The organism is Halobacterium sp. R2-5 (genome assembly GCF_011734195.1).
Lineage (GTDB): Archaea > Halobacteriota > Halobacteria > Halobacteriales > Halobacteriaceae > Halobacterium.
Map to the genome: position 1 here is coordinate 538,050 of NZ_JAANTH010000001.1, position 25,502 is coordinate 563,551.

Consider the following 25,502-nt stretch of genomic DNA (forward strand, 5'->3'; position numbering starts at 1 on the left):
TCGATGAGTTCACAGTCGGTGGACTGGTGGGACGTCTCCCAGGACCCCGACCCGTCCGAGGACCTCGGCTACGAGGCGATCGATCTCGACGTCATCCGGACCGCGACCGGCGGCGAACAGCAGGTGCTCGTGCTCCCCTCCGACGAGGACATGCTCCGCGAGGACGCGTTCCTCGTCGCCGGCGAGGACAGCGTCTGCGACCTCGAAACGATGGTCTGAGCCGTTCCGGCTCTCCACCCCACTGCGCCGCGGCGCGTAAGCTCGCGTTGTGTGCGCGTACGAGCCTGGTAACGAAGCGACTGCGGGACTACGAACGAGTGAGGGCCGCCTCGCGGCCTCGCTCCCCGTGTCCGCACTCGACTCGCTCCGGTTCCGGCTCCGCCTGCTCGGACTCCTGCTGACGAGTCTCATCGCGGCCGGAATCGCGGCCATCCTCCTCTTCGCGCCGACCCTCCTGCGGACCGAGAACCCGGTCCCGATGGCGGCGCTGTTCGTCGCCATCGGCGCGCTCGCGCTGTGGACCGCGCGAGGGCTCCGCCGCGAGCTAGTGTGACGCGTCTCAGGTGGTATCGTTTTATTGTAGTTTCCCGATGGTGGGAGTATGCAGACAGTTCTCCTCGCTGCAGGGCGGGGTACGCGAATGGCGCCGCTGACCGCGAACGTCGCGAAACCGATGCTCCCTGTCGCCGGCGAGCCGCTCGTCGGGCACGCCGCGGAGACCGCGGTCGAGACCGGGGCCTCCCGGCTCGTGGTCGTGGTCGGCTACCGCGGCGGAGACGTCCGCGAGTACTTCGGCGACGAGTTCCGCGGCGTTCCCGTGACGACTGTCGAGCAGGAGTCCCAGCGCGGCACCGCCGACGCCGTGCGCGCGGCCGCCCCCGAACTCGACGACGACGAGCCGTTCGTGGTGCTGAACGGCGACGCCCTCCACGACGAGCGCGGCCTCGAAGAGCTGTACGGCAACGGCCCCGCCGTCGGATCGTTCCGCGTTGACGACCCCTCCTCGTACGGCGTCCTCCACACCAGCGACGACGGCAGCCGGGTCACGGGCGTCACCGAGAAGCCCGCGGACCCGCCGTCGGACCTCGTGAACACGGGCGCGTACGTCTTCCCCGCGGCGGCCCAGGCGTGGCTCGACGTCGGCGAGAGCGAGCGCGGCGAACTCGAACTCACTGACGTCCTCGAACGCGCGTGCGAGCGCGTCGACGTGACGCCCGTCGCGTTCGACCGCTGGCTGGACGTCGGCCGGCCGTGGGAGCTCCTGGAAGCCAACGAGTGGAAGCTCGGCGAACTCGACCGCCGGATCGACGGCGACGTCCACGAGGACGCCGACCTCCGCGGCGACGTGGTCGTCGAGGAGGGCGCGGAAGTCGACGCCGGCGTCGTCGTCGAAGGCCCCGCGCTCGTCAGGGAAGGCGCGTCCATCGGGCCGAACGCGTACGTGCGCGGCGCGACCCTGCTCGGCCGCGACGCGAGCGTCGGCCACAGCGTCGAAGTGAAGAACAGCGTGTTCTCGGCGGGCGCGACCGCGGGCCACCTCGCGTACGTCGGCGACAGCGTGCTCGGCCGGGACGTGAATCTCGGCGCCGGCACGAAGGTCGCGAACCTCCGCCACGACGACCAGCCCGTCGAGGTCGTCGTGAAGGGCGAGCGCACGTCCACGGGCCGCCGGAAGTTCGGTGTCGTGCTCGGCGACGACGCCAAGACCGGTATCAACACCAGCCTCAACGCGGGCGTCAAACTCGATTCGGAGGGCTACACGATGCCCGGCGAGACGCTGCTGTTCGGCGACGACGACCCACGCTCACAGTCGTGACTCGTCGTCGGCGAGCGGCGTGGAGAATCGTCCGCCGCGTCACTCGACGGTGAGCGGCTCGGAGAAGACGTCGACGGTGCCGGTGCTCTCCACGACGACGCCGAGGTCGCCGTACGCGAACGTCACGCGCACGTGGTCGCCCCGGTTCGCCTCGACGAGCGCGTCGAGAGACTCGGTGTCGACGTAGTGCTGGAGCGGTTCGGTGTCGAGGGGGTCGCTGTCGGTCGCAGTCGACAGCGCCTCGACGACGCCCTCGCTGGGGCTGCCGGCGTCTGTCCACTCCACTCGAACGATACGGTCCGCGTCGTCCGTGTTCGTGGGGTCTCTGTTCATCACAGTAATCGCTTGCCGCGAGCCCCGAACCGCGCGTCGTCGGCGTACGCTCGGTATCGGTAGTCGCAGAGAGGGGACGCGACGCTTCCCACGTATGGGCGAACGAGAGATAATCTTTCTGGGTGATCCCTTCGCTTTGACGGACCGCGGAACGTGTCAGCAGCCGCCAAAAACGAGCGCGGTCCCCGCCGTTTCCCCTCAATCGGCTCCGAACGCCCGCGGTCACAGTGCGCCGACCGCTCGCAGCCGGGTAACATCGTCCTACTCGAACGGTTCGGCAGTAAGGAGGGCTTACGCGGCCTTAACGGTCGGTTCGTGGACGCGTCGTCGCCCCCGCTGGCGCCCCGCGATCCTGACAAGACATTTACCGTGGGAGTCGATAGGGGTCACTGCCGGGTAGGGGTACCCGTAGTTCTTTCGCGCCAGCCCGCCAGCGGCAGCACCGGCGCTCGACGGGAAACGCTTACCCCGGTCCCCACCTTTCCTTCGGGCATGTCCGGGCTCAACCTCGACCCGGTGCAGCTCGACCGCTACTCGCGGCACATCATCATGGACGACGTCGGCGCCGAGGGGCAAAAGCGCCTGCTCGACGGCGACGTACTCGTGGTGGGCGCGGGCGGTCTGGGCGCGCCGGTCATCCAGTACCTCGCGGCCGCGGGCGTCGGCCGCCTGCGCATCGTCGACCACGACGACGTCGAGCGCTCGAACCTCCAGCGCCAGATCATCCACGCGGACGCCGACGTCGGCCGGCCGAAGGCCGAGAGCGCCCGCGAGTACGTCACGGACCTCAACCCCGACGTGGACGTCGACGCCCACGTCGAGCGCCTCGATCAGGACAACGTCGGCGAGTTCCTCGACGGCGTCGACTTCGTCGTGGACTGCTCGGACAACTTCGCGACCCGCTACCTCGTCAACGACGCCTGCGTGCTCCGCGGAATCCCGTTCAGCCACGCCGCAATCTACCGCTTCGAGGGGCAGGCCATCACGTACGAGCCCGGCAGCGCGTGCTACCGCTGTCTGTTCCCGGAAGCGCCACCAGAAGGGACGATTCCGGACTGTTCGACCGCGGGCGTGCTCGGCATCCTCCCCGGGACGATGGGCTGCATCCAGGCGACGGAGTGCGTGAAGGGGCTGCTCGACTACGGCGAGCTCCTGACCGGCCGCCTGCTCTTCTACGACGCGGGCGACATGACCTTCGAGACGGTGCCGGTCGCGAAGAACCCGGACTGCCCGGTCTGCGGCGACGACCCCGCCATCGACTCCGTCGCGGACGTCGAGTACGTCGAGGGCTGCACGGTCCCCTCGTAGCTCACTCGCCGGTTTCCTCTTCGTCGCCTGCGACCACCCAGCCGTAGACGTCGCGGACGTGCTCGACGATCGGCTGGAAGTGTCCGCTGTCGGCGCACACCGTGAGGTCGGCGTTCGGCACCTCGTCGGCGACGCGGTCGCCGGCCGCCAGCGGCACGTTCTCGTCGCTGTCGCCGTGGAACACGCGCGTCGGTGCGTCGACGTCCCCCAAGTCGAAGTCCCAGTCGCCGTAGAGCAGGCCGTACTCGGCCGCCAGCGGTCGCGTGCCCTGCGAGAGCCCCTCTCGGAAGTCCGCGAGGAAGACCCGCCCCGTCTCCCCGTACCGCGGCCCCGCGAGGTCGCTGCCCTGCTCGCCGACGACGTCCGTGAACGTCTCCGCGCGCTCGACGACGCGCGCCATCAGCCAGACGAACGGCCGGCCCAGGTGTGGGGACACGCGGGCAGCGGCCGCCAGCACGCGCTCGAACCCGAGGTCGCCGCGCTCGGCGCCGGGCGGGCCGACGCCCGAGACGACCGCGCAGCGCGTGACGCGCTCGGGCGTGTGCGCCGCGCACGCCAGCGCGTACGGCCCGCCGCCGGAGAACCCGACGACGCCGTACTCGTCGATACCGAGTTCGTCGGCGAGCGCCGCGACGTCGCCCGCCCAGTCCGCGAACCCCCGGCCGGGCTGGGGGTCGGACGCGCCGAATCCCGGCCGGTCCGGTGCGACGACGCGCGCACCGACCTCGTCTTTCACGTCGTTCCCGAGGCTCCCGGACAGCCGAGAGCCGGGTGTGCCGTGGAAGAAGAACACCGGTTCGCCGTCGCGGTCGCCGAACTCTGCGTACGCCAGCGTGCGGCCGTCCGGCAGCGACACGTCTCGGGTCGGAGAGTCGTCTCGCGGGTCGGGGACCATCCCGGCGGATGATTTGCCGCCGGGAAGAAAAGCGTTGCCGCGTCAGTACTCGCCCAGTTCCACGAGCCGCGCGGCGATGCGGTGGGCGCCCTGGGCGGCAGCCGTCGCCGGGTCGTCCGCGGTCGTCGCCTCGACGTCGCGTTCGAGCTCCTCGCCGAGGCGCTCCTCGAACTCGTCGACGACGCCCGGGATGCACGCCATCCCGCCCGTCAGCACGACCGGGTTCTCGAGGGCCTGCTGGTAGATCTTCATGTAGTCGTTGGCGAGCTCCGGCATGAACACGTTCGCCACCTCGTCGACCGCGTCGTCGACGTACTCGTCGACGGCGTCCATCACGCTGTCCTCGATGGTGAACTCGTAGGTGCCGCCGCCGGGCTGCTGGATGATGTCGCTGAACGGCTCGTAGTCCTCGAAGTCCGCGTGGGTCTCCTTGTACTCGCGGGCGGTCGTGAGGTCGACGTTCACGCGACCCTGGGTCTCCTCCTCGACGTAGTTCGCGATGCGGCGGTCGACCTCCGTGCCCGTGATCGCGCCCGTCGAGAACGGCGCGAGCTGCTCGCCGCGGCGGTACGCGCACGCCTCGAGGTTCGTCGACCCCATGTTCACCGCGACGAACGTCTCCTCGATAGCTTCGAGGTCGTCGCCGAGCGCGGGCACCGCGCCGCACAGCGACTCGGGGTACGACCGCACCAGCCGCTCGCCGATGGGGCCGTCCTCGATGATCTCCGAGAGCCGCTCCAGCCCGACGTCGTTGTCGATGGTCGGGATGGCGTAGACGACCACGGAGTCCTCGGGGAGGCCGTTCGAGCGCGCGAACTCCGCCAGGAACGTCTTCGCGAGGTCCGTCGTCTCCTCGTCCTCGGGCAGCCCCGACCGGAGCATGTAACGCACGCGGTCGGGGTACTCGGTCGCCGCTTCCTCGCCGTAGAGGACGTGCTCCTCGCCGGTGAGCGCGTCCTCGTAGGTCGCCAGACAGGTCAGCGTCCGGAGCACGTTCGGGTCGGCGGCGTCCCCCGAGGAGACCACCGTCCGCGTGCTCCCGACTTTCACGCCGAGCGCGCTCGGCTCGTCGTCGAACTCGGCGTCGCCGCTCTCTGCGTCGGACATGCCTCGTCGTTTGCCCGGCCCGCCTATAACGTTGTAGGCCACGCGACGAGTGTTCCGGGCTACCGGGACCGCCGCCCTAGTTTTTTGCTGGCACCCGTCGCAGAACCCGTATGGGAACCAGCGAGGACTACCTCGACGAGGAGTTCACCGAGGAGCTCGTCAGCATCTGTCGCACCACGGTCGGCGACCGCCTCCGCAGCGTCACGTACTTCGACACCACCCGCGAGCAGCAGGTGTACCTCCGGGACGACCTCGAACCCGGCGCGAACATCATGGGGTTCGCGAACGCCGAGCGCAGCGGCTTCAAGTCCAAGCGCATCTACGAGGACACCGAGCTCGGCGACTACCGGTTCACCATTCGCGCGTTCGAGCACGGCTACCTCACGCGGGTCATCCACGGCTACCACGGCGCGTTCGTCACCACCGACCGCCTGCCGACCGACCGCTTCGAGGACCTCGCGAGCGCCGTCGACAGCGTGCTCGGCGAGTACGACACCGCGTGGCTGCGCCCCGAGTAGCGCCGCCGGCGCTCGCTACAACTGGCCGGCGGCCTCCCGAAACAGGCCGTCGAGAATCTCAGGCGTCGTCGGGTGGTACGCGCGGTCGGGCAGGTCGCGGACGTCCATCCCCGCGTCCAGTACCACCTGCATCGTCTTCGCCATCGTGTCGGCGTCGTAGTGGAGGCCGTGGTAGCCGAGCACGGTGCCGTCGTCGGCGTCGACGACCAGCCGCGCGGTCCCGCGCTCGTTGTCCTTCGCCGCGAACACGCCGTCGTCGCTGGCGTCCCGCTGGGCGGTCACCACGTCGTGGCCGTTCTCGCGGGCCTCCCAGTCCTGCAGGCCGAGCGACGCGAACGGGAAGACGCCCGCGCCCGCGAACATCACGACGTGGGGCAGCGGGTCGTAGTGTTCCAGTTCCTCCCCGCCGAGTAGCCGTCGGACGTTCCGGCCCGCCGTGTACCCCTCTTCTTTGGCGGTGTGCAGCAGCATCCGGTCGCCGACGGCGTCCCCGACGACGAACACGCGGTCGTCGTGCTCGGTCTGCATCGTGTCGCGCACCCAGCCGGTCTCCGAGGCGAGATTCGTCTCGCCCATCCCGTCCGGGAACGCGGGCTCGCGGCCGGTGAACAGGAACAGCTGGTCCCCTTCCGCGGTCGATCCGTCGTCGAGGTGGACGCGCACGCCGTCCTCCGTGGATTCGACGCGCTCCTCGTAGACCTCCGTGCGGACTTCGACGCCGAACTCCTCGCGGTACATCTCCAGAATCTCCTCGCCGAACGACCGGTGGTAGTCGTGCAGCGGCCGGTCGTGGTGTTCGATGACGGTGAGGTCCATGCCCGCGGCCTCCGAGAGGTACGGTACGAGTTCGAGGCCGACGTACCCGAACCCCATCACCACCCCCGAGTCCGGGAACTCGGTCGCGTCCAGCACGTCCCGGCTCCCCATCCAGTCCACGTCGTCGATGCCGTCGATGTCGGGGACGTTCAGCGACGACCCGGTCGCGACCACGACGTAGTCCGCCTCGATTCGCTCGCCGCCGACGTCGAGCGTCCGGTCGTCGACGAACGCCGCGGTCTCGTGGTGGAAGGTGACGTGCTCGCGCTCCGCGAGGTCGTGGACGGCCTCCCGGCGGTGCTCGGCGTACCCGAGCACGTTGTCGTCCTTGCGCTCGACGACCGCCTCCAGGTCGACGCCCGGCGGCGCTCCCGTCAGCCGGGGGTCGTGGCGCGCCTGGTACCGGTGTGCGGCCGCCGACAGCACCTCCTTCGACGGCATGCAGCCGCGCAGGATGCAGAGCCCGCCGCCGGGCTCGCCGTCGTCCACGAGTGTCAGCTCCACGTCCGCCTCGGCGAGCGCCTCGGCGGCCGCGACGCCAGCGCTCCCGTACGCCCCGACGACGACTACGTGCGGTCGCGTCATACCGAGACGGACGGCCGCCCGGGAGAAATGGTTTCGGCCCGTCGCGGCGCACACCGGGTTCGCTGGTTCGCTCACATTTACGGTGGTCGCGGCGCGCCTTCGCGTATGGACTCCCCCGACCTCGACAGATTCTCGTCGCGGCGCTCGACCGTCTACGGGCAGCGCGGCGTCGTCGCCACGAGCCAGCCGCTGGCCGCGCAGGCCGGTATCTCAGTGCTCGAAGACGGCGGCAACGCCTTCGACGCCGCCGTCGCGACCGCCGCCGCGTTGAACGTCGTCGAACCGACCTCCACGGGGCTCGGTGGCGACGTGTTCGCGTGCTACCGGACTGCCGACGGCGACGTCGGCGCGATGCGCTCCTGCGGACACGCCCCGGCGGACGCGACTATCGAGAACGTCCGCGAGGCCGTCGCCGACGACCAGGACGTCGCACCTGCGGACGCCGAGATGCCGGATAGCGGCCCGCACGCCGTCACCGTCCCCGGCACCGCCCGCGGGTGGGAGGCCACCGTAGAGAAGTTCGGTCGGCGGGACCTCTCGGACCTCCTCCAGCCCGCCATCCGGTACGCCACGGACGGCTACCCTGTCTCCGAGCGCGTCGCCGCCCAGTGGGAGCACGGCGAGGCGCTGTTCGACGACGAGCACGCCCGCGACGCCTACCTCTTCGACGGCGAGACGCCCGATGTCGGGCAGGAAGTATCGCTCCCGGCGCTCGGCGAGACGCTCCAGCGCATCGCCGACGAGGGCGCCGACGTCGTGTACGAGGGCGACATCGGGCAGGCCATCGCCGAGGAGGTCCAGTCGAAGGGCGGCTTCCTCACCACCGAGGACCTCGCAGACTTCGAGCCGGAGTTCCTCGACCCCGTCTCCACGACGTACAACGGCGCGGAAGTCTACGAGCTCCCGCCGAACAACCAGGGGTTCATCGCGCTGGAAGCGCTCAACATCGCCGAGGAACTGGGCGCCGGCGACCACCCGCTGGACTCCCCGGAGCGCGCGCACTACCTCGCGGAGGCGACGAAGCTCGCGTTCCACGACGGCCACCGCTACGTCACCGACCCCGAGTACGAGGACCACCCGCCGCTCGCCTCCAAGGAGTGGGCGGCCAAACGCGCTCGAGAGGTCGGCGAGACGTGCAACGGCGACGTCTCGTTCGGCGTGCCGGACGCCAACGCGGAGGACGCCGACACCGTGTTGCTCTGCGTCGCCGACGACGAGGGCAACGTCGTCTCCTACATCAACTCCCGGTTCGCGGGCTTCGGCTCCGGGCTGGTCGCCGGCGACACCGGCATCGCGCTCCAGAACCGCGGGTCGTCGTTCTCCCTCGACTCCGAGCACCCGAACAGCATCGAACCCGGCAAGCGCCCGTTCCACACGCTGATTCCCGGCATCGCGAAGCTCGGCGAGGACGACTGGGCGGCGTTCGGCGTGATGGGCGGCTACATGCAGCCACAGGGCCACGTGCAGGTGATTTCGAACGTCGTCGACTACGACCAGCCGCTGCAGGCCGCCCTCGACCGGCCGCGCTGGCGCTACCGCGAGAGCGGCGAGCTCGCCGTCGAACCGCACTTCGACTCCGACGTGGCCGCGAAGCTCGCGCGGAAGGACCACGACGTTCGTCTGCAGCCGATGGACGAGTTCGGCGGCGCGCAGATCGTCAGAAACGACGGCGGCACGCTGTCCGCGGCCACGGAGCCACGGAAAGACGGCAACGCCCAGGGCTACTAGCGGTCGATTTCGCCCGTCCCGCCCGTCAGCACGTTCTCGACCTCCTCGCGCGTGACGAGCGCCGTGTCGCCGGGTATCGTGCGCTTCAGCGCCGCCGTCGCCGCGCCCCACTCCAGGGCGTCGGGCACGCTCCCGCCCTCGATGCGCCGCGCGAGGAACCCGCCGACGAACGCGTCCCCCGTCCCGACCGGGTCGTGGGTGTCCGACTCGAACGCGGGCTGCGCGTGGACGTCGCCGCCGTGGAGCGCGAGCGCGCCGTCCGCGCCCCGCGTCACGACGACCGTCTCGAAGCCGAACTCCTCTGCTAGCTCGCGCGCGATCCCCTCGGCGTCCCCCTCGCGGGCGAGCACGCGCCGGGCGTCCCGCGCCGCGACGACGAGCACGTCCACGTCCGGGAACAGCGTCTCCAGCACCTCGCGGGCCTCCTCGGGCTCCCAGAGCTTCGCGCGGTAGTTCACGTCCAGCGCCGTCGTCGTCCCCGCGTCGCTCGCCAGCTCCAGCAGCGCCGCGGTCGTCTCCGCGAGCGTCTCCGAGAGCGCGGGCGTGATGCCGCTCGTGTAGAAGTAGTCGGCCGCCTCCACGCGCTCGGTCGCGAGCTCGTCCGGCGTCGCCGTCGTCACCGCGGCGTTCGCGCGGTCGTAGACGACGTTCGTCCCGCGGGGCTCGCCCGCGGGTTCGAGGTAGTACGTCCCCTGTCGGCCGTCCTCGCTGTACGCCACGTCGGGCTCGGTGCCCTGCGCGCGCAGCGTCGCCGTCACCTTCCGGCCGAGCGGCGAGTCCGGCAGCTTCGACAGCCACGCCGTCTCCGCGCCCAGCCGGCCCGCGTTCACCGCGACGTTGCTCTCCGCGCCCGCCGCGCGGAACTCCAGTTCGGTCGCGCGCTCCAGCCGCTCCTGTTCCGACGGCGAGAACCGGAGCAGGGTCTCGCCGAACGTCACGAGGTCCATACCCCGCGGTTGTCCGGCGAGGGTTTAGTTCCCGCCGTCTTCCCGCCGCCGGCCGCCGTGTCCGGGGTAGTCCCGCTCGAAGCGCTCGGCGAGCTCGTCGGCGTCCACGCGAATCAGCGTCGGCCGGCCGTGCGGGCACGCGTACGGGTTCTCGCAGCCGTCCAGCGCGTCCAGCAGCGACACCACCGACCCCTCCGTCAGCGACGTGTTCCCCGTCACCGCGGGCCGGCACGCCAGATCGGCGAGCAGCTCGTCGGCGGCGTCCGCGACCGGGTCGCCGCCCGCGTCCGCGACGAAGTCCGCGAGCACGTCCCGCGCCAGTTCGGGGTCGAGGACGTCCGCCAGCACCGCCGGCACCGCCGTCACGCGCGCCGTCCGCTCCGAGCGCTCCGCGTCGAACCCGAGCGCCCGCAACGCTTCGACAGCGGCGTCGAAGACCGCCGCCTCGCCCGCCGTCAGCTCCAGTTCGACCGGCGAGACGAGCGCCTGCGACGCGCCGCCGACCTGCTCCTGGAGGCGCTCGTAGTGGACGCGCTCGTCGGCCGCGTGCTGGTCGACGAGCACGAGCCCGTCGTCGCTCTCCGCGACCACGTACGTCTCCGCCAGCTGACCGAGCACGCGAAGTTCCGGCAGCGAGTCGAAGTCGCCCGTCGCGCCGTCGTCCTCCGCGCTGCTGGTCTCGGTGAGCCGGGCGTTCTCCGTCGGTGCGTCGAACGACGAACGAGTGCTCGCGCGCTCGCTGGTGTCGTTATCGCTCGTCGACGCGTCTCGCGTCGGCTCGCTCGCGCTCGGCTTCCGCTCGGTCGACTCGGGCTCGTCCCCCGCCAGCGAGTCCGTCGCGCGCGCCTGCCGTTCCGTGCTCGCGCGGCTCGATTCCGCCCCCGTGGTACTGTCGCCCGCCGCTGCACCTGTGTTCGCGTCCCGCCCCCGGGCTGGCGTCTGCACCGACGACTGGTCGTCGTCGCTCGCCGGTGAAATCGCCGCGTCGCCGGGCTTCGACGTCCCGCGGGGCGCCTGCGAGCGCACGATGCCCGCATCGAGCAGCGCGTCCCGGACCGCGTCCTCGACGGCCGCCCGCACGGCGTCTTCCTGCTCGAAGCGGACCTCCATCTTCCGGGGATGGACGTTCGCGTCCACGCCCTCGGTCTCCACGAACAGCACGGTGAACGGGTAGCGGTCCGCGGCGAGCTGGCCGCCGTACGCGTCGAGGACGGCCTCGCGGAGCACCGAGTCCCGGACCGACCGGCCGTTCACGTACGTCGCGAGGTACTCGCGGGTCGAGCGCGTCGTCTCCGGCTCCGAGACGTAGCCGTGGACGCGCTCCACGGGACCCTCGGAGGTCGCTTCGACTGGAACGAGCGACTGCGCGACCTCGCGGCCGTACACCGCCAGCGCCGCGTCCCGCACGTCCCCGGTGCCGGTCGTCGCGAATACCTCTCGTCCGTCGTGGGTCAGCGACACCGCGACCTCGGGGTTCGCGAGCGCGTACCGCGTCACCGCGCGGTTGACGTGCGCGAACTCCGTCGCCGGCCGTTTGAGGTACTTCCGGCGCGCCGGCGTCTCCGCGAACAAGTCCGCGACTTCGACGGTCGTCCCCGCAGGTCGGCCAGCGGGCCGCACGTCCCCAATCTCGCCGTGTTCGACGGTGAGCGTCGAGCCCGAGTCGCCCGCGTCCCGGGCGCGCGTCGTCACCGTCATCCGCGAGACGGAGCCGATGGTGTAGAGGGCTTCGCCGCGGAACCCTAGCGTCGCCACGGCTTCCAGCTCGCTGGCGTCGCTGAGCTTGCTCGTCGTGTGCTGGCGGACCGCCGTCCGGAGGTCCTCGCCGGTCATCCCGCGGGCGTCGTCCGCGACCACGATCCGGTCTCGGCCGCCGCGCTCGACCGTGACGTCGACGCTCGCGGCGCCCGCGTCGAGGCTGTTCTCCACGAGCTCCTTCACCACGCTCGCGGGCCGTTCGACGACCTCGCCCGCGGCGATCTGGGCCACGGTCGCGTCGTCGAGCTCGCGGATGCGGTCGCCGCCTGTCATACTCGCCGGCAGGCGCGCCGCGCGTATCAATCCCCCGTTGCGCTCGGACCGCCGTCACCTTTGTCAGCCGCTGTGACGACTCTAGAGTATGGGCGACGACCAACCCGAGTACACGATGCGGGGGCGGGTCGGGGGCACCTTCGACCGGAAGCGGCTGTGGGTGTTGCTCAACGCCAACCGGCTGCTCCTGACCGCCGTGGTGTCGGCCGCGATGTTCGGCTGCTTCGTGGTGCTCGGGGCACTGGCGCCGTTCCGAGCGTTCATGGTGAACATGGGCCCCAGTCGCTACGTGTTCCAGGCGCTCGTCGGCGCGCTCATCACGGGCGTCACGCTCGTCGTCACCATCACCCAGCTCGTGCTCTCCCAGGAGATCGGGCCGATCGGCAAGCACCGCGACCGCATGAGCGACGCGATGTCGTTCCGGGACGACGTCGAGGCGATCTTTCACTCGATCAGCCCGCCGGAGCCAGAGTCGTTCCTCCAGGCGCTCATCGACAACAGCCGCGAGAACGCGGCGGCGTTCCGGGCGGCCGTCGAGGGCAACGACAACGGCGAGCTCGTCGACGACGTGACGCAGTTCACCGACCACCTCGCCGACCACGCCGACGAGGTCGTCGCGAAGCTCGACGACCGGACGTTCGGCGAGTACGCGGTCGTCGAGGCCGTCCTCGACTACAACTACAGCGAGAAGATCTACCGCGCGCGGCGCATCCGCGACCTCTACGACGACGACCTCTCCGAGGACGAGGAGCGCGCGCTCGTCGCCCTCGTGCAGGTGCTGAGCTTCTTCGGGCCGGCCCGCGAGTACATCAAGACGCTGTACTTCCAGTGGGAGCTCGTCGACCTCTCCCGGAACATCATCTACACGACGATTCCCGCGCTCGTCGTCACCGGGTCGATGGCGCTGTACCTCTCCCCGACCACGTTCACCGGGGCGACCCTCGGCGTCGACAACCTCGTCTGGGTCACCAGCGCCGGCGTCACCGTCGGCCTCGCGCCGTTCGTGTTGCTGTCGACGTACATCCTCCGGCTCGCGACCATCGCCAAGCGCACGCTCGCCATCGGACCGTTCATCCTCCGGTCCTCGGAGCGCTCCAGCGATATCGACTGGGAGTGACTACGACTCGACCGGCCGGGCGAACACGAACAGGAACGTCGAGCTGTCGACCCGCAGCGTGCTCTCCAGCACCCAGCCGTCGCTGGCGACCTCGTTGAGGGTGTCGTCGAACTCGTAGCGCTCGTTGCGCAGTTCGTCCGGGGCGACCGACATCGGCTCCACGCGGTACTCGTAGCGTTGCTCGCCCATACCCGCAGTACGCCCGCCGGACACAAAGGTCTGGGTCGGCCAGGAACACTCAGCGCTTGCCGTCGACCACTTTCGCGGCGGTCAGCACGGGGTCCCACGTCGTGTTGAACGGCGGCGCGTACGCGAGGTCGTAGTTCGAGAGCTCGTCGACGGCGACGCCCTCGGTCACCGCGCCGACGAGCGCGTGGCTCCGGTGGACGGCGCCCTCGCCGTACTCGGACGCGAGGCTCCCGCCCAGCACGCGGCCGGACGGCCGGTCGACGGTGAGCGTCACCCGTACGGTCCCGCCCTCCGGGTAGTAGCCGGCGCGGGACTTCGCGTCGATGGTTTCGGTCATCGGCTCGAAGCCGGCCTCGCGGGCGCGCTCGTGGTCGAGGACGCCGGTGCGGGCGGCCTCCATCTCGAACGCTTTGACCGCCGCCGTCCCCGCGACGCGGCCGCCCTCCGTCGGCTCCCCCGCGACGGTCTTCCCGACCGCTCGCCCGTGACGGTTCGCGGTCAGCGCCAGCGGCACGTGCGCCGGTTCGCCGGTGACGACGTGCTCGGCTTCGGCGCAGTCCCCGGCCGCGTACACGTCCGGGACGTTCGTCTCCCGGTACGCGTCGGTCGCAATTGCGCCCGTCTCCCCGAGTTCGATACCGGCGTCCTCGGCGAGGTCGGTCCGCGGACGCACGCCCGTCCCGACGAGCACCATCTCCACCGGGACGCGCCCGTCGCCCGTGACGACTGCCTCGACCCGGTCGCGGCCCGCGAGTCCCTCGACTTCCTCGCCGAGGTAGACCGCGACGTCCTCGTCGCGGAGGTGGTCGAGGACGGCCTCGCTCGTCGCCTCGCTGAACTCCTTCAGGATGCGGTCGCCGCGCTGGAACAGGTGGACCTCGAAGCCGTTGGCCGCGATCGCCTCCGCCATCTCCACGCCGATGTACCCGCCGCCGACGATTCCCACGGGCCCGTTGCACGTCTCGAGGAACTGGCACGCCGGCCCGCGGTCGGGCTGCTGGAGGTCCTCGTCGGAGCGCGCCCGGCCGACGTACTCCCGGAGGTCGCGCCCGTCCGACATCGACCCGAGCGTGTAGACGCCCTCGCGGTCCATCCCCTCAATGGACGGCGTGACCGCTTCCGCCCCGGTCGCGACGAGCAGGTGGTCGTACTCCTGTCGCAGCTCCCCGTCGTCACTCTGCGCCGTGACGACTCGGCTCTCGGGGTCGACGTCGACGACCTCGTGGCCGGTCCGGAGGTCGACGTCACGCTCCTCGCGGAACTCCTCGGGCGTGACCGACACGAGGTCGTCGAGGGACTGGATCTCGCCCTTGACGTAGTACGGCAGCCCGCAGGCGCCGTACGACACCCACTCGCCCTTCTCGAAGACGACGACGTCGAGGTCGGGGTCGTCCCGTTTCGCTTTGCTGGCGGCGGACATGCCGGCGGCGTCACCGCCGACGACGACGAACGTTGACACAGTTCACGCGACGGCCGGCTGGACTATAAAGACGGCCTCGGCGCTCGTCACTCCCCGTCCAGCCGCCGCTGCCACTCCTGCACGCGCGAGAGCAGTTCCACCGGCGGCGTCTCCTCGACGTCCACGCCCCGCAGGTCGTCGAGCACCTCCCGGGCCTCGGGGTCGAGCCCGCCGGCCTCGCCGCCGTCCGCGGCACTCTCGACGCCCCGTTCGTCGCTCCCGCCGCTCGCCTCGAACGTCCCGGATTCGAGGTCGAACACCGCCTGCACGGGTTCGCTCGCGGAGCCGCGCGCTTCGACCGCCTTCTCCTCGCGCAGCCGGTCGAGCACCTCCCGCGAGCGGTCCACGACCGGGTCGGGGACGCCCGCGAGGTCGGCGACGTGGACGCCGTACGAGCGGTCCGTCGCGCCGTCCCGCACCGTCCGCAGGAACGTCACGTCGCCGTTCCGCTCCTCCGCCGCCACGTGGACGTTCGCGACGTCCGCGAGGTGGTCCGCGAGCGCCGTCAGCTCGTGGTAGTGGGTCGCGAACAGGGTCTTCGCACGGACCTCGTTGTGCAGATATTCGGTAGCCGCCCACGCGATGGAGATGCCGTCGTAGGTCGCCGTGCCGCGGCCGACCTCGTCCAGAATCACGAGCGAGCGCTCGGTCGCGGCGTGGAGGATGCGGCTCAGCTCCTGCATCTCCACCATGAACGTCGAGCGGCCCTGCGCGAGTTCGTCGAGCGCGCCGACGCGCGTGTAGATGCCGTCCACGAGCCCGACGCGGGCGCTGTCCGCTGGCACGAAGCTCCCGACCTGCGCGAGCAACACGATGAGCGCGACCTGGCGCATGTACGTCGACTTCCCGCTCATGTTCGGACCCGTGACGACGAGGAACCGCCGCCCGTCGCCGAACGCGGCGTCGTTCGGGACGAACTCCGTGGTCTGCTCGACCACGGGGTGGCGGCCGCCCTCGATTGCGAGGTCGTCGCCGTCTACGAGTTCCGGGCGAACCCAGCGGTTCGCGGCGGCGTGCTCGGCGAGGCTCGCGAGCGCGTCCAGTTCCGCGAGCGCGCGCCCGACGCGCTGGAGCGCTTCCGCGTGTCCGCCCACCCACTCGCGGAGGCCGTCGAACAGTTCGTATTCGAGGTCGCCGCGCTCCTCCTCGACGCGCAGAATCCGGCGCTCGCGCTCCTCCAGTTCCTCGGTGGTGTACCGCGTGGAGTTCTTCAGCGACTTCACCTCGCGGTACTCCTCGGGGACCGCGTCGGTCTCGGAGTTTCCCACTTGGATGTAGTAGCCGTCGGTCTTGTTCCGGTCGACCTGCAGGTGCGTGACGCCGAGTCGGTCCTTCTCGCGGGCGGCGAGCCCGTCGAGCCACTGCTCGTGCTCGCGGGCTTCTCGGAGTAGTTCGTCTAGCTCGTCGTCGTAGCCCTCGCGCAGTAGCCCGCCCTCGCGGAGCGTCTTCGGCGGGTCGTCAGCGAGCGCCGCGTCCAGTTCGGCGCGCACGCCCGCGGCCGCCTCGCGGTCCACGCCATCTAGCACCCCCGTCACGGGCGAGTCCGCGAGCTCGGGGTCGGATTCGAGCGCGTCCGCGGCCTCGGGGAGCGCCGCCAGCGTCTCCCGGATTCGCAGCAGGTCCGTCGCGTCCGCGCGACCGCCCGCGGCGCGGCTCGCGAGCCGTTCGAGGTCGTAGACGCCGCCGAGCACGTCCCGGAGCGCGTCTCGCGCGAGCGGGGCTTCGGCGAGCGCGCCCACCGCCGCCTGCCGGCGCTGTAGTTCCGCGCGGTCCCGCAGCGGGCGCGTCAGCCACGCCTGCAGCCGCCGGCCGCCAGCAGCGGACACCGTGTGGTCGAGCGTCGCGAACAGCGTTCCGTCGTCCTCGCCGCCCATCGTCGCCGTGAGTTCGAGGTTGCGCTGGGTCGTCGCGTCCAGTTCGACGTGGTCGTCCGCGCGGTACGGCTGGAGCCGCGTCAGCGACGCCAGCACGCCCGCGTCCGTCGCCGCGACGTAGTCGATTGCCGCGCCCGCCGCCCGGGCCGCGGGGCTGTCGCTGTCGACGCCGAGGCTGTCGAGCGCGCCGTCGCCGAACTGCTCGCGCACGCTGTGAGCTGCCTTCCCGGGCGCGAACGCCGACGCCTCGTGCAGCGTCAGCGTCGCGTCCGCCCGCTCGCGGAGCGCGCCGAGGAAGTCGTCGTCGCTGCGCAACTCCGGCCCGGGCAGCACCTCCTCGGGGCTGAAGCGATGGAGTTCCGTCAGCACGTCCGTCTCCGTCTCGGCGTCCGCGACGTGGAACTGGCCGGTGGTCACGTCCACGAACGCCAGCCCCCACGCGTCGTCGCGCACGACCGCCGCGAGGTAGCGGGCGTCCGCGCCGGTCACGTCCACGAACGTCCCGGGCGTCGCTACCCGGGTGATTTCGCGCTCGATGTCGTCGGCGCCGTCCTCGATCTGGTCCGCGATGGCGACCCGGTAGCCGCGCTCGACGAGCGTCGCGACGTACGGCGTCAGGTCGTCGACCGGCACGCCCGCCATCGGGTACGACGACCCGTGCGCGGACTTCTCGGAGACCTGCAGGTCGAGGACGTCCGCGACCGTGCGCGCGTCCTCCGCGAAGAACTCGTAGAAGTCCCCGACCTGCATCGCGAGCAGGTCCGCGTCCGTCCCGTCTTTCAGGTCGAGGAACTCCTCGACTATCCCCATGGCTCGGCCCTCGCTCGCATCGTCGGAACCTCGCCGCGCGTCGCCAAGAACCCTCCGGACGCGTCGTCCCCACCGCAACCAGTTAGTGTCCGGTCGCCGAAACGTCTCGCATGGACGCCACCCGGACGGTGCTCGTCTGCGCCCTCCTCGCGCTCGCCGGGTGTACCGCCCCGAGCACGACTGCGCCCGGCGCGACCGCGCCCGCAACGACGGAGGCCGACGCCACCGCGACGACGGAGGCCGACGCCACCGCGACGACGGAGGCCGACGCCACCGCGACGACGGAGGCCGACGCCACCGCGACGACCAGCAGCGACCCGACGACCGACTCTCCCGACGGCGTGGTCGTCGACGGCGACCTCGACGTGGCCGCCAACGCGACCCACGAGCGCGTCCAGCGGCTGCTCGGCGCGGAGTACGAGCGCACGCGCGTGGTCGTCCGCGACCTCTCGGGGTACAAGACCGCGGACTACGACAGCGTGCCGTTCTTCCGGCTGTTCGGCGTCTCCGACCCCGCGCTCGACCGCAGCGAGCCCACCGGGCTGACGACCCTGGACGCGACCGTCTACCTCTCGCCCGCGGACGCCGGGCCCGCGCGCGTCGAGCAGGTGCTCGCCCACGAGTTCGTCCACGTCGGCCAGCTCCGCGAGGAGCCCGTGCCGTGGTTCGGCGAGCTCTCCCTCGAACGCGTCGCGCTCGACCAGCGGCTCGCCCGCCGCGCGCTCGTCGAGGGCGGCGCCGTCTTCGTCACGGACGCCTACACCCGCGAATACCTCCCGGAGACGTCCCTCCAGTCCGAGCGCATCGCCGCCGCCTACGCGAATGCCTCCTCGGGGGGTCGCGTCGCCTGGTCGGCGTACCACTTCGGCCATCGGTACGTGAACGCCACCATCGACTCGTCCGAGAACCTCGGCGCAGTGTACGACGATCCGCCGGAGACCACGGAGAACGTCCTCCACCCGAACGCGTCCGACGCCCCCGTCCCGCTGAACGTCACCGTCGAGACCGAGACGTACCCGCAGGCGAACTCGCCGACCACGCGCGCCGGCGAACTCCTGACGCGCATCGCGCTCCGGGACGCCGTCGGCCGGGCGGCCGCGGTGAACGCGAGCGCGGGCTGGGGGAACGACCGCGTCGTCGCGTTCGGCACGAAAGGCACGCGCTCGCTGGCGTGGGTCACGCGCTGGGACTCGCCCGCGGACGCCGACGAGTTCGAGACGGCCGCCCGCGCGCTCGGCGGCGAACCCGACGGCGCCGACGGCTTCCGCGTCGAGCGCGTCGACGACGCGACGGTCGTCGCGTTCGCCGGCACGGAGTCGTTCGTCGAGCGCGCGTCCGCCGCCGGGAACGTCACCGTCGCGGCGTAGCTACTCGCCCCGGAAGCGCTCGCGGCCGGTCTGGTAGGCGGCCCACAGCGGGTCGGACTCGGGCTCCGGGAGCGGGTCGCCGTCCGCCGTGACGCGCGCGCCGCCCGCTTCTTCGACTCTGCCGACCTCGGCGGCCGGGACGCCCTCGCTGTCGAGCGCCGCCAGCACCGCGTCGACGTCCCCGGGTGCGACCGTCGCGACGACCGTGCCCTCGCTGGACGACGTCCACGGGTCGATATCGAAGTACTCGCAGACCTCGCGCACGCCCGGGAGGACGGGTACGCGGTCGCGCTCGACCGCCAGCGAGACGCCGCCGGCGGCCGCGAGCTCGTGGAACGCGTTCGCAAGGCCGCGCTCGGTCGCGTCGTGCATCGCGGTCACGCGCCCGGCGGCCGCCGCCGTGAGCGCGTCTCGTACGGGGCTGACGTCCTCGAAGCGTTCCCGGGCGGCGGCAGCGGCGTCCTCGCCGATGGGGAGGTCGTCGCCGAACAGCACGCCGAGCAGCCCGGTCGTCTCGATTGCTGGTCCCTTCGTGACGACGACGCGGTCGCCCGGCCGCGAGCCAGTCGGCACCACGAGGTCCGCCCGGTCGCCGACCGAGAGGGCTGTCGCGGCGCCCACGGTCGGGAACGAACAGCCCTCGTAGGTGCCCGTGTGGCCGGTCGTCAGGCTCGTCCCCAGTTTCTCGGCCTCCCGGTCGAACACTTCCCAGACGGCGTCGAACGTCTCAGTGCTCGTGTCCGGCGGGAGATTGAGGTTCACCGCGAGATGTGCGGGCGGCAGCCCGGAGAGCGAGACGTCGCTGACGCAGATGTGGAACGCGAACCACGCCGCCCGCTCCAGGCCGAGGTCGCGGAGCACGAACACGGGGTCGGTCGCCATCGCGACCACGCTATCGCCGACGTCCACGACGCCGAAGTCCGCGCCGTACGTCGGACCGAGCCGGACGTCCCCGCGGTCCGCGCCCGTCCGCCCGGCGACGTGGTCCTCGAAGAACCGCCGGCTCGCCTTCCCGGAGTCCATACCCGCGCTTGTGCGCCGGGGGTAAAGTAGCCCCGCGACTTCGGCGCGGGAACGACTAAGCCCCTCGCCGCCGACGCCACGCCTATGGTTCCGACGACATCTACCGCTGCGGCCGCGGGTACAGTCCGCCCGAGCGCGCTCCTCGCGCCGCTCGGCGTCTGGCTGGTGCTCGCCGTCCTCGCCGTCGCGAACGGCGCGTTCCGGGAAGTCGTGCTGATTCCGCGCGTCGGCGAACACACCGGCCACGTCGTCAGCACGCTCGTGCTCGTCGCCGTCATCTTCGCCGTCTCCGCGGCGTTCTTCGCGTCGACGGACGCCCAGTACGCCACCGCGGAGCTCGTCACGATCGGCGTCGTGTGGACGGTTCTCACTGTCGGCTTCGAGTTCCTCGTCGGCTACGTCGAGGGCACGCCCGTCTCCGTGACGGTCGGCCAGTACGACGTGTTCGCGGGGCAAGTGTGGATTCTCGTGCCGCTGTCCCTGCTGGTCGCGCCGCTCGTCTTCGGGCGCGCGTTCGCCGGCTGACCGGCGATTCGGCCGGCTGGCGCACCCTGCCGAAAGTCAAAGCCCTTTACGTGGGCGTGACTTACGTCGTGTCAAGGAAGACAATGCAGGGTCAGAACCAGCAGCAGGCCTACGACCGCGGTATCACGATCTTCTCGCCGGACGGCCGCCTCTACCAGGTGGAGTACGCGCGGGAAGCGGTCAAGCGAGGCACCGCCAGTATCGGCGTCCGCACCGAGGACGGCGTCGTCCTCGTCGTCGACAAGCGCACCCGGTCGCCGCTCCTCGAGGGCTCCAGCGTCGAGAAGCTCCACAAGGTCGACGACCACGTCGGCGCCGCCAGCGCCGGCCACGTCGCCGACGCCCGGAAGCTCATCGACCACGCGCGCCAGCAGTCCCAGGTCGAGCGCGTGCGCTACGACGAGCCCATCGGCGTCCGCACGCTCACGAAGGAGGTCACCGACCACATCCAGCAGTACACGCAGGTCGGGGGCGCGCGGCCGTTCGGCGTCGCGCTCCTCATCGCGGGCGTCTCCGACGGCGAGCCCCGCCTCTTCGAGACGGACCCGTCGGGCACCTCGAACGAGTGGAAGGCCGTCGCCATCGGTTCGGACCGCTCCGCGATCCAGGAGTTCCTCGAGGACAACTACGAGGAGGGCCTGTCGCTGGACGACGGCGTCGACCTCGCGCTCCGCGCGCTCGGCGAGGGCCGCGAGGACGACCTCTCCCCGGAGGGCGTCGGCGTCGCCACCGTGGACGCCGAGACCGGGCTGTTCCGCGAACTCGAGACCGAGGAGACCGCCGAACACCTCGACGACCTCGAGTAACGCTCCCGCGAGAGCGGCGGTTCACGCCCCGGCAGCAGTCCTTTTCCGCGCTCGTCCCCTACGTTTTCGTATGAGTACAGAGTCACAGCAGAGCGCACAGAAGCCGATTCGCGTCGCCGACGGCGACGAACTCCGCGAAGTCCTCGACGAGCACGACCGTGTGCTCGTGGACTTCTGGACGAAGGGCTGCTCGCTCTGTCAGGCGATCGAGCCCGTGCTGGGCAACGTCGCCCGCGAAACGGGCATCACGGTCGCGATGGCCAACCCTGGCGACGACATCGCGCTCGTCGACGAGTGGAACGTCCGGAGCGCGCCGACGCTCGTGCTCGTCGAGGACGGCGAAGAAGTCGGGCGGCTCGCCGAGGGGTTCCAGGGCGGCGACGACATCGAGGCGTTCCTCGACGAGCACCTCGACTGAGCTAGTCGTCGCTCGCCGGCTCCTCGGGGACGTCACGCTCGGTGACGTCCGGGAGGTGGGGGTCGCGGTTCGGGTCCCGGCCGAACGCCGGCAGCCCGTCGCCTAGCTGTTCTTTGAGCACGCGACGCAGCCGGTTGAGGCTCGTCTTGTCGAGGCCGTAGCGCTCGGCGAGCTCCGCGAACGCGGGCTCGTCGGTGACGTCGTGGCTGCGATAGCGCTCGTAGAGGTCGTTCATGCGGTCGGCGTCGAGGTCGCCGGGGTCGAGGTCGTCGATGCCGAAGTACCGGCGGCGGTCGACGTCGACGACGTGGCGGATGACCACGAGCGCGACCTTCTCGATGGCGCGCTGGCTGCCGAACTCCCTGAGGTCGATGTTGCCCATCACGCCGAGCGCGACGTCGCGCTGCCACGGCGTCACGTCCACGGCGTTACAGAGCGCCTGCGTCGTGCGCAGGCGGTCGAGGTAGTGGGTGCGGCGGCTGTGGCCCTCGGTCGCGGTGTGGCGCTCCTCGTGGAGCCGCCGGATGCTCTCCGAGAGGTCCGCGTCCGGGGACTCCGCGCGCCCGATGACGGTCGCGCTCGGGGAGACGACGCCCCACTTTCGGACCGTGGTGTCGCGCTGGGCCTCCGCCCGGGAGAGCGCGCCCGAACCCGGCCGGTTCTCGACGCGGCGCTCGTCGCGGGTCTCCCAGCGGACGTGGTCGCCTCCGTCTGCACTCATTGCACGTCCATCCGGCCTCGTCGGGTTTAAACTCTCGGCCGGCGACGCCGCGGCTACGCGGTCGGGGTCCCTGAGAAGCTCCTCGTATCTACCCCTTGTCGCCAGAACCACTTAAAGAGGGCCGGCGAGCGGTCTCGCTGCCGCTGGCCGCTGGAAACCACAGCGCTGTCGCTACGAGGCGTAGTGCGCTGAGAAGCTCTTCGTATCTACCCCTTGTCGCCAGAATCACTTAAAGAGAATCGGGGGTGGCTCGCCGCTCGCGAGTTGGCCTCGGATTCCGAGAACAGCCACGGCTGGCCGGTGCAACGCTCGGGAGAAGTCCTTCGTATCTATCCTTTGTCGCCAGAACTACTTAAAGCGAGAGCCGCCCCGGCCGCACGCCGGGCCGTCCATACTGGTTTACTCGCCTTCCACGAGCCGCCGGAGCTGGGACGGCGGGACGGCGCCGCGGGCCGCGTAGCCGTCGTACGCGAACGTCGGCACGCCCGTGACGCCGTGCTCGCGCGCCTCACGGAACCGCTCGCGGAGCTCGTCGTGGTACTGCTCGGTCTCGACGACCTCGCGGAGCTCGTCGGCGTCGAGGCCGACGTCGGCCGCGAGCTCCGCGAGCACGTCCACGTCGCCGATGTCGCGGCCGTTCTCCCAGAGCGCCTCGAAGATCGCGACGTCGAACTCCAGCCACTGCTCGGGGTGCTCCTCGCGGACGTACAGCGACGCCGCCTGCGCGTCCAGCGAGTCCACGTCGCGGGAGAAGTCCATCACCATCTCGTCGGCGCCGTACTCCTCGCGGAGGCGCTCGACGTTCTCGCGGGCCTGCTCGAAGTACTCGTCGTCCTTGCCGTCGTCGACGTCGTGGTCGATCTCGCCGTCCGGCCCGCGCTTCTGGGCGCGCAGATCGAAGGGATGCCAGTCGACGTTGAGTTCTTCCTCGCGCTCGTCCTGGTACGTCGACAGCGACTGTCGGCCGAGGTAGCAGAACGGGCAGACGTAGTCCGAGTACACCGTGATAGCTTCGGCGTCGCTCATCGCCTACACGTAGGACGCGCTCGCCGAAAAGGCCCGTGCTGGCGGGGGTTCCCGCTGGAGTCCGGCGTGGACGAGGCAGCGGCTACGCGGTCGGTGTCTCCGAGAAGTCCTTCGTATCTACCTCTTGTCGCCAGAATCACTTAAAGAAACGTCGGAGTTTGGGCTCGACACCGCTATCTCTCGTGCGTGGGAGAACGACGGCACCGCGGCTACGGGGCGTAGCGCGCTGAGAAGCTCTTCGTATCTATCCCTTGTCGCCAGAGATACTTAAAGCGAGAGCGGGGGTCGGACGACGGGGAGCGAACGGGCTCTCGTGGTTCGACAGGAGCCACTCGACTGACAGCCACGGCTGGTCGGTGCAACGCTCGGGAGAAGTCCTTCGTATCTATCCCTTGTCGCCAGAACCACTTAAACCGAGAACGGTCGGGGACCCGAGAAGATGTTCGCCACAACGCCTTCCACAGTTCGCGGTCACCGCTCACGTGCGTGGCTGGTGTCCCCCCGTACGGGTCCTCCGTACACGGCCAGTCCGCAGTGGTCTAACGTTCGATGGCGACACTCGACTCTCGCGCCGTCGGCCGGCAGCGGCCGGCCGCTCGGCGGAGTCTTTTCCCCTGTACCGACGTGCCGTGTCGGCCGTGGCCGCGTGCTCTTTGCCGGCCTCGACGCACAAGCGCGAGCGCTCGCCGTCGCCCGCCCTCAGGTAGCGTCGCATCCACGCGCTTTTTCCCGTCCGCCGTCTATCTGGTGCCGTGACTCGCGCGCTCTCGAACCCCGACGCTGCCCGCGCGGCCGAGTTCGCCGCGGACGCCCGCAGCGGCGGCCTCGCGGTCTCGCTCGTCGGCGAGTGCGCAACCGTCTTCGAGGGACGCGCCGAGCGCCGGCTCCCCGCGGGCGTCCGGAGCGTCCTCTGGAAGCCCGACGACACGGTGCTCGTCCACGGCGCGACGGGCCGCGACCCCGACGCGTGGGCGTCCGGCGGCGGCGTCGACGTCGAGGCCACCGACGGCTCTCTCGAACTCCGCTGCGGCGACGGCGACGCCGCGGACGCGCTCACCGTGCGGCTCGACGCCGTCCACCACGCCGCCGCGTTCGACCCGGCGGACGCCGACGCCGAGGTGTCCGGCACCGAGTCCGACCTCAAGGAGCGCGTGCTCGCGAACCCCGACCTCGTCGAACCCGGTTTCCGGCCGCGCAGCACGGAGCGCGAGACGCCCGCCGGTCCCGTGGACGTCTACGGCCGCGGTCGTGACGGCGCCGTGGTCGTCGTCGAACTCAAAGCCCGCCGCGCCGGTCCGTCGGCGGCCTCCCAGCTGGAGCGGTACGTGAACGCGCTCCGCCGCGACCTCCACGCCGACGCCGACGTTCGCGGCGTGCTCGTCGCGCCCGAAGTCACGGAGAAGACTCGCCGCCTGCTCGCCGAGAGCGGGCTCGCTTTCTCTGCCGTGTCGTAGCGAGTGACCGTGCTCTGTCCGGTTACGGTATCCTACCCGTTCTCGGACGCGTAGTTGGCGGTCGCCGCGACGCTGTAGTGGTCGATTTCGAACTCGGGCACCTCCTCGAAGGTCGCCGCCCACTGCCACGTGGCGCCGGCCGCCAGCTCGCCGTGGGTCGACTCTTTGCTCGCCGAGTCGAGGATGCTGTCCTGGTTCTCGTTCGCGTCGTACAGCGTCACCTCGACGCTGGCTGATTCGAACGCGCGGTCGGACGCGTTCGTCAGGTCGCCGGCGACGACGAGGCCTTTCTGGCCCGCGCGCTGGAACTGCACGTTCTCGAGGGCCAGTTCTTCGGACTCGTGGTTCGTCAGCGGCGCGACCCCTTCCTCGTAGGGGCCGGGATTCTCGGGGGCGTTCCGGACGATAACCGCCGCGGCGTCCGCCTCGTCGGCCGCTCCGGCGCTCTCGTCGGAACCCGGCCCCGTACAGCCGGCCAGTGCCGCGCTCGCCGCCGCGACGCTCACCGCCCGGAGGAGTGTTCTTCGATTCATTTTCCTTAGAGAGTAGTGTGTCCCGGCGGAGCCGGCGCGCTGCGCTCGGCAGTCGTCGGTGGTCTCGCGTTCGCCGAGAACCGACCCGGGTGTGAA

Annotated in this window: 25 protein-coding genes; 12 read left to right on the forward strand and 13 right to left on the reverse strand. The window is 70.9% G+C overall.

Annotated features, from left to right (window positions below; genetic code table 11):
- Positions 1-3 precede the first annotated feature (3 nt).
- From G9C83_RS02905 to glmU, 3 genes are all read left to right on the forward strand, one after another.
- A complete protein-coding gene (locus tag G9C83_RS02905) occupies positions 4-219 on the forward strand; it encodes a hypothetical protein (RefSeq protein WP_167244607.1) in 216 nt (71 codons plus the stop codon).
- Positions 220-346: 127 nt separating this feature from the next.
- Entirely contained in the window at positions 347-553 is a 207-nt protein-coding gene (locus G9C83_RS02910; RefSeq protein WP_167244608.1) for a hypothetical protein, read from the forward strand.
- Positions 554-601: 48 nt separating this feature from the next.
- A complete protein-coding gene (gene glmU, locus G9C83_RS02915) occupies positions 602-1,816 on the forward strand; it encodes a bifunctional sugar-1-phosphate nucleotidylyltransferase/acetyltransferase (protein WP_167244609.1) in 1,215 nt (404 codons plus the stop codon).
- A gap of 39 nt (positions 1,817-1,855) precedes the next feature.
- Here the strand turns inward: glmU and G9C83_RS02920 are convergent, their stop codons facing one another.
- Positions 1,856-2,149 carry a HalOD1 output domain-containing protein gene (locus tag G9C83_RS02920; protein ID WP_167244610.1) on the reverse strand — a complete coding sequence of 98 codons (294 nt, stop codon included), beginning with the start codon at positions 2,147-2,149 and terminating at the stop codon, positions 1,856-1,858.
- Between the two features lie 492 nt (positions 2,150-2,641).
- Here G9C83_RS02920 and moeB point away from each other — a divergent pair, with 492 nt between their 5' ends.
- Positions 2,642-3,457 (forward strand): molybdopterin-synthase adenylyltransferase MoeB, encoded by an 816-nt coding sequence (moeB, locus tag G9C83_RS02925; protein ID WP_167244611.1) that lies wholly within the window; start codon positions 2,642-2,644, stop codon positions 3,455-3,457.
- 1 nt (position 3,458) lies between these two features.
- Here moeB and G9C83_RS02930 read toward each other — a convergent pair whose 3' ends face one another.
- Entirely contained in the window at positions 3,459-4,352 is an 894-nt protein-coding gene (locus G9C83_RS02930; RefSeq protein WP_167244612.1) for an alpha/beta hydrolase, read from the reverse strand.
- Positions 4,353-4,394: 42 nt separating this feature from the next.
- Positions 4,395-5,459, reverse strand: coding sequence for a rod shape-determining protein (locus tag G9C83_RS02935; protein ID WP_167244613.1), 1,065 nt, complete (start codon positions 5,457-5,459; stop codon positions 4,395-4,397).
- Positions 5,460-5,569: 110 nt separating this feature from the next.
- On the opposite strand from G9C83_RS02935, the gene G9C83_RS02940 reads away from it, so the two are divergent.
- Positions 5,570-5,977 (forward strand): hypothetical protein, encoded by a 408-nt coding sequence (locus G9C83_RS02940; RefSeq protein ID WP_167244614.1) that lies wholly within the window; start codon positions 5,570-5,572, stop codon positions 5,975-5,977.
- A gap of 15 nt (positions 5,978-5,992) precedes the next feature.
- Here G9C83_RS02940 and G9C83_RS02945 read toward each other — a convergent pair whose 3' ends face one another.
- Positions 5,993-7,378: an NAD(P)/FAD-dependent oxidoreductase gene (locus G9C83_RS02945; RefSeq protein ID WP_167244615.1), complete on the reverse strand. Its 1,386-nt coding sequence runs from the start codon at positions 7,376-7,378 to the stop codon at positions 5,993-5,995.
- Positions 7,379-7,483: 105 nt separating this feature from the next.
- Here G9C83_RS02945 and ggt point away from each other — a divergent pair, with 105 nt between their 5' ends.
- A complete protein-coding gene (gene ggt / locus G9C83_RS02950) occupies positions 7,484-9,106 on the forward strand; it encodes a gamma-glutamyltransferase (RefSeq protein WP_167244616.1) in 1,623 nt (540 codons plus the stop codon).
- Here the strand turns inward: ggt and kdgK1 are convergent.
- Positions 9,103-10,053, reverse strand: a complete 951-nt coding sequence (kdgK1, locus tag G9C83_RS02955; protein ID WP_167244617.1) for a bifunctional 2-dehydro-3-deoxygluconokinase/2-dehydro-3-deoxygalactonokinase — start codon at positions 10,051-10,053, stop codon at positions 9,103-9,105. The two genes, ggt and kdgK1, sit on opposite strands and share 4 nt — an antisense overlap.
- 24 nt (positions 10,054-10,077) lie before the next feature.
- Complete coding sequence (mutL, locus tag G9C83_RS02960; RefSeq protein ID WP_167244618.1) at positions 10,078-12,084, reverse strand: DNA mismatch repair endonuclease MutL; 2,007 nt, start codon at positions 12,082-12,084, stop codon at positions 10,078-10,080.
- An 88-nt stretch (positions 12,085-12,172) separates the two neighbouring features.
- On the opposite strand from mutL, the gene G9C83_RS02965 reads away from it, so the two are divergent.
- Complete coding sequence (locus tag G9C83_RS02965; RefSeq protein ID WP_208288410.1) at positions 12,173-13,201, forward strand: hypothetical protein; 1,029 nt, start codon at positions 12,173-12,175, stop codon at positions 13,199-13,201.
- Here the strand turns inward: G9C83_RS02965 and G9C83_RS02970 are convergent, their stop codons facing one another.
- From G9C83_RS02970 to mutS, 3 genes are read right to left on the reverse strand one after another with little or no spacing between them, the layout of a single operon-like run.
- Entirely contained in the window at positions 13,202-13,390 is a 189-nt protein-coding gene (locus G9C83_RS02970) for a hypothetical protein (protein ID WP_167244619.1), read from the reverse strand.
- Between the two features lie 49 nt (positions 13,391-13,439).
- Positions 13,440-14,849: an FAD-dependent oxidoreductase gene (locus G9C83_RS02975; RefSeq protein WP_167244620.1), complete on the reverse strand. Its 1,410-nt coding sequence runs from the start codon at positions 14,847-14,849 to the stop codon at positions 13,440-13,442.
- A 47-nt stretch (positions 14,850-14,896) separates the two neighbouring features.
- On the reverse strand, positions 14,897-17,533 hold the full coding sequence (mutS, locus tag G9C83_RS02980; RefSeq protein ID WP_167244621.1) for a DNA mismatch repair protein MutS: 2,637 nt from the start codon (positions 17,531-17,533) through the stop codon (positions 14,897-14,899).
- Positions 17,534-17,643: 110 nt separating this feature from the next.
- Between mutS and G9C83_RS02985 the strand changes: the two genes are divergently transcribed.
- Positions 17,644-18,900: a hypothetical protein gene (locus G9C83_RS02985; RefSeq protein WP_167244622.1), complete on the forward strand. Its 1,257-nt coding sequence runs from the start codon at positions 17,644-17,646 to the stop codon at positions 18,898-18,900.
- On the opposite strand, the gene G9C83_RS02990 is transcribed toward G9C83_RS02985, so the two are convergent.
- A complete protein-coding gene (locus G9C83_RS02990) occupies positions 18,901-19,923 on the reverse strand; it encodes an AIR synthase-related protein (RefSeq protein ID WP_167244623.1) in 1,023 nt (340 codons plus the stop codon). It lies immediately after the preceding gene.
- An 84-nt stretch (positions 19,924-20,007) separates the two neighbouring features.
- Between G9C83_RS02990 and G9C83_RS02995 the strand changes: the two genes are divergently transcribed.
- The 3 genes from G9C83_RS02995 to G9C83_RS03005 all read left to right on the forward strand — a co-directional run bounded on the left by G9C83_RS02995 (position 20,008) and on the right by G9C83_RS03005 (position 21,672).
- Entirely contained in the window at positions 20,008-20,448 is a 441-nt protein-coding gene (locus tag G9C83_RS02995; protein WP_167244624.1) for a hypothetical protein, read from the forward strand.
- An 83-nt stretch (positions 20,449-20,531) separates the two neighbouring features.
- Positions 20,532-21,254 carry an archaeal proteasome endopeptidase complex subunit alpha gene (gene psmA, locus G9C83_RS03000; protein WP_167244625.1) on the forward strand — a complete coding sequence of 241 codons (723 nt, stop codon included), beginning with the start codon at positions 20,532-20,534 and terminating at the stop codon, positions 21,252-21,254.
- A gap of 70 nt (positions 21,255-21,324) precedes the next feature.
- The gene (locus G9C83_RS03005) at positions 21,325-21,672 is read left to right on the forward strand and encodes a thioredoxin family protein (protein WP_167244626.1); all 348 of its coding nucleotides are present in this window, start codon (positions 21,325-21,327) and stop codon (positions 21,670-21,672) included.
- A 1-nt stretch (position 21,673) separates the two neighbouring features.
- Here G9C83_RS03005 and G9C83_RS03010 read toward each other — a convergent pair whose 3' ends face one another.
- On the reverse strand, positions 21,674-22,393 hold the full coding sequence (locus tag G9C83_RS03010; RefSeq protein WP_167244627.1) for a DNA-directed RNA polymerase subunit epsilon: 720 nt from the start codon (positions 22,391-22,393) through the stop codon (positions 21,674-21,676).
- 399 nt (positions 22,394-22,792) lie between these two features.
- A complete protein-coding gene (locus G9C83_RS03015) occupies positions 22,793-23,419 on the reverse strand; it encodes a DsbA family protein (RefSeq protein WP_167244628.1) in 627 nt (208 codons plus the stop codon).
- Between the two features lie 752 nt (positions 23,420-24,171).
- Between G9C83_RS03015 and nucS the strand changes: the two genes are divergently transcribed.
- Positions 24,172-24,873: an endonuclease NucS gene (gene nucS / locus G9C83_RS03020; protein ID WP_167244629.1), complete on the forward strand. Its 702-nt coding sequence runs from the start codon at positions 24,172-24,174 to the stop codon at positions 24,871-24,873.
- Positions 24,874-24,905: 32 nt separating this feature from the next.
- Here nucS and G9C83_RS03025 read toward each other — a convergent pair whose 3' ends face one another.
- On the reverse strand, positions 24,906-25,379 hold the full coding sequence (locus G9C83_RS03025) for an FxLYD domain-containing protein (RefSeq protein ID WP_167244630.1): 474 nt from the start codon (positions 25,377-25,379) through the stop codon (positions 24,906-24,908).
- Positions 25,380-25,502 lie beyond the last annotated feature (123 nt).

Excerpts from the sequence above, each read along its gene's own strand:
- G9C83_RS02905 (WP_167244607.1), top strand. The coding sequence starts at position 4 with ATGAGTTCACAGTCGGTGGACTGGTGGGACGTCTCCCAGGACCCCGAC.
- glmU (WP_167244609.1), top strand. The coding sequence starts at position 602 with ATGCAGACAGTTCTCCTCGCTGCAGGGCGGGGTACGCGAATGGCGCCG.
- G9C83_RS02920 (WP_167244610.1), bottom strand. The coding sequence starts at position 2,149 with ATGAACAGAGACCCCACGAACACGGACGACGCGGACCGTATCGTTCGA.
- moeB (WP_167244611.1), top strand. The coding sequence starts at position 2,642 with ATGTCCGGGCTCAACCTCGACCCGGTGCAGCTCGACCGCTACTCGCGG.
- G9C83_RS02930 (WP_167244612.1), bottom strand. The coding sequence starts at position 4,352 with ATGGTCCCCGACCCGCGAGACGACTCTCCGACCCGAGACGTGTCGCTG.
- G9C83_RS02935 (WP_167244613.1), bottom strand. The coding sequence starts at position 5,459 with ATGTCCGACGCAGAGAGCGGCGACGCCGAGTTCGACGACGAGCCGAGC.
- G9C83_RS02940 (WP_167244614.1), top strand. The coding sequence starts at position 5,570 with ATGGGAACCAGCGAGGACTACCTCGACGAGGAGTTCACCGAGGAGCTC.
- G9C83_RS02945 (WP_167244615.1), bottom strand. The coding sequence starts at position 7,378 with ATGACGCGACCGCACGTAGTCGTCGTCGGGGCGTACGGGAGCGCTGGC.
- ggt (WP_167244616.1), top strand. The coding sequence starts at position 7,484 with ATGGACTCCCCCGACCTCGACAGATTCTCGTCGCGGCGCTCGACCGTC.
- kdgK1 (WP_167244617.1), bottom strand. The coding sequence starts at position 10,053 with ATGGACCTCGTGACGTTCGGCGAGACCCTGCTCCGGTTCTCGCCGTCG.
- mutL (WP_167244618.1), bottom strand. The coding sequence starts at position 12,084 with ATGACAGGCGGCGACCGCATCCGCGAGCTCGACGACGCGACCGTGGCC.
- G9C83_RS02965 (WP_208288410.1), top strand. The coding sequence starts at position 12,173 with ATGGGCGACGACCAACCCGAGTACACGATGCGGGGGCGGGTCGGGGGC.
- G9C83_RS02970 (WP_167244619.1), bottom strand. The coding sequence starts at position 13,390 with ATGGGCGAGCAACGCTACGAGTACCGCGTGGAGCCGATGTCGGTCGCC.
- mutS (WP_167244621.1), bottom strand. The coding sequence starts at position 17,533 with ATGGGGATAGTCGAGGAGTTCCTCGACCTGAAAGACGGGACGGACGCG.
- G9C83_RS02985 (WP_167244622.1), top strand. The coding sequence starts at position 17,644 with ATGGACGCCACCCGGACGGTGCTCGTCTGCGCCCTCCTCGCGCTCGCC.
- G9C83_RS02990 (WP_167244623.1), bottom strand. The coding sequence starts at position 19,923 with ATGGACTCCGGGAAGGCGAGCCGGCGGTTCTTCGAGGACCACGTCGCC.
- G9C83_RS02995 (WP_167244624.1), top strand. The coding sequence starts at position 20,008 with ATGGTTCCGACGACATCTACCGCTGCGGCCGCGGGTACAGTCCGCCCG.
- psmA (WP_167244625.1), top strand. The coding sequence starts at position 20,532 with ATGCAGGGTCAGAACCAGCAGCAGGCCTACGACCGCGGTATCACGATC.
- G9C83_RS03005 (WP_167244626.1), top strand. The coding sequence starts at position 21,325 with ATGAGTACAGAGTCACAGCAGAGCGCACAGAAGCCGATTCGCGTCGCC.
- G9C83_RS03010 (WP_167244627.1), bottom strand. The coding sequence starts at position 22,393 with ATGAGTGCAGACGGAGGCGACCACGTCCGCTGGGAGACCCGCGACGAG.
- G9C83_RS03015 (WP_167244628.1), bottom strand. The coding sequence starts at position 23,419 with ATGAGCGACGCCGAAGCTATCACGGTGTACTCGGACTACGTCTGCCCG.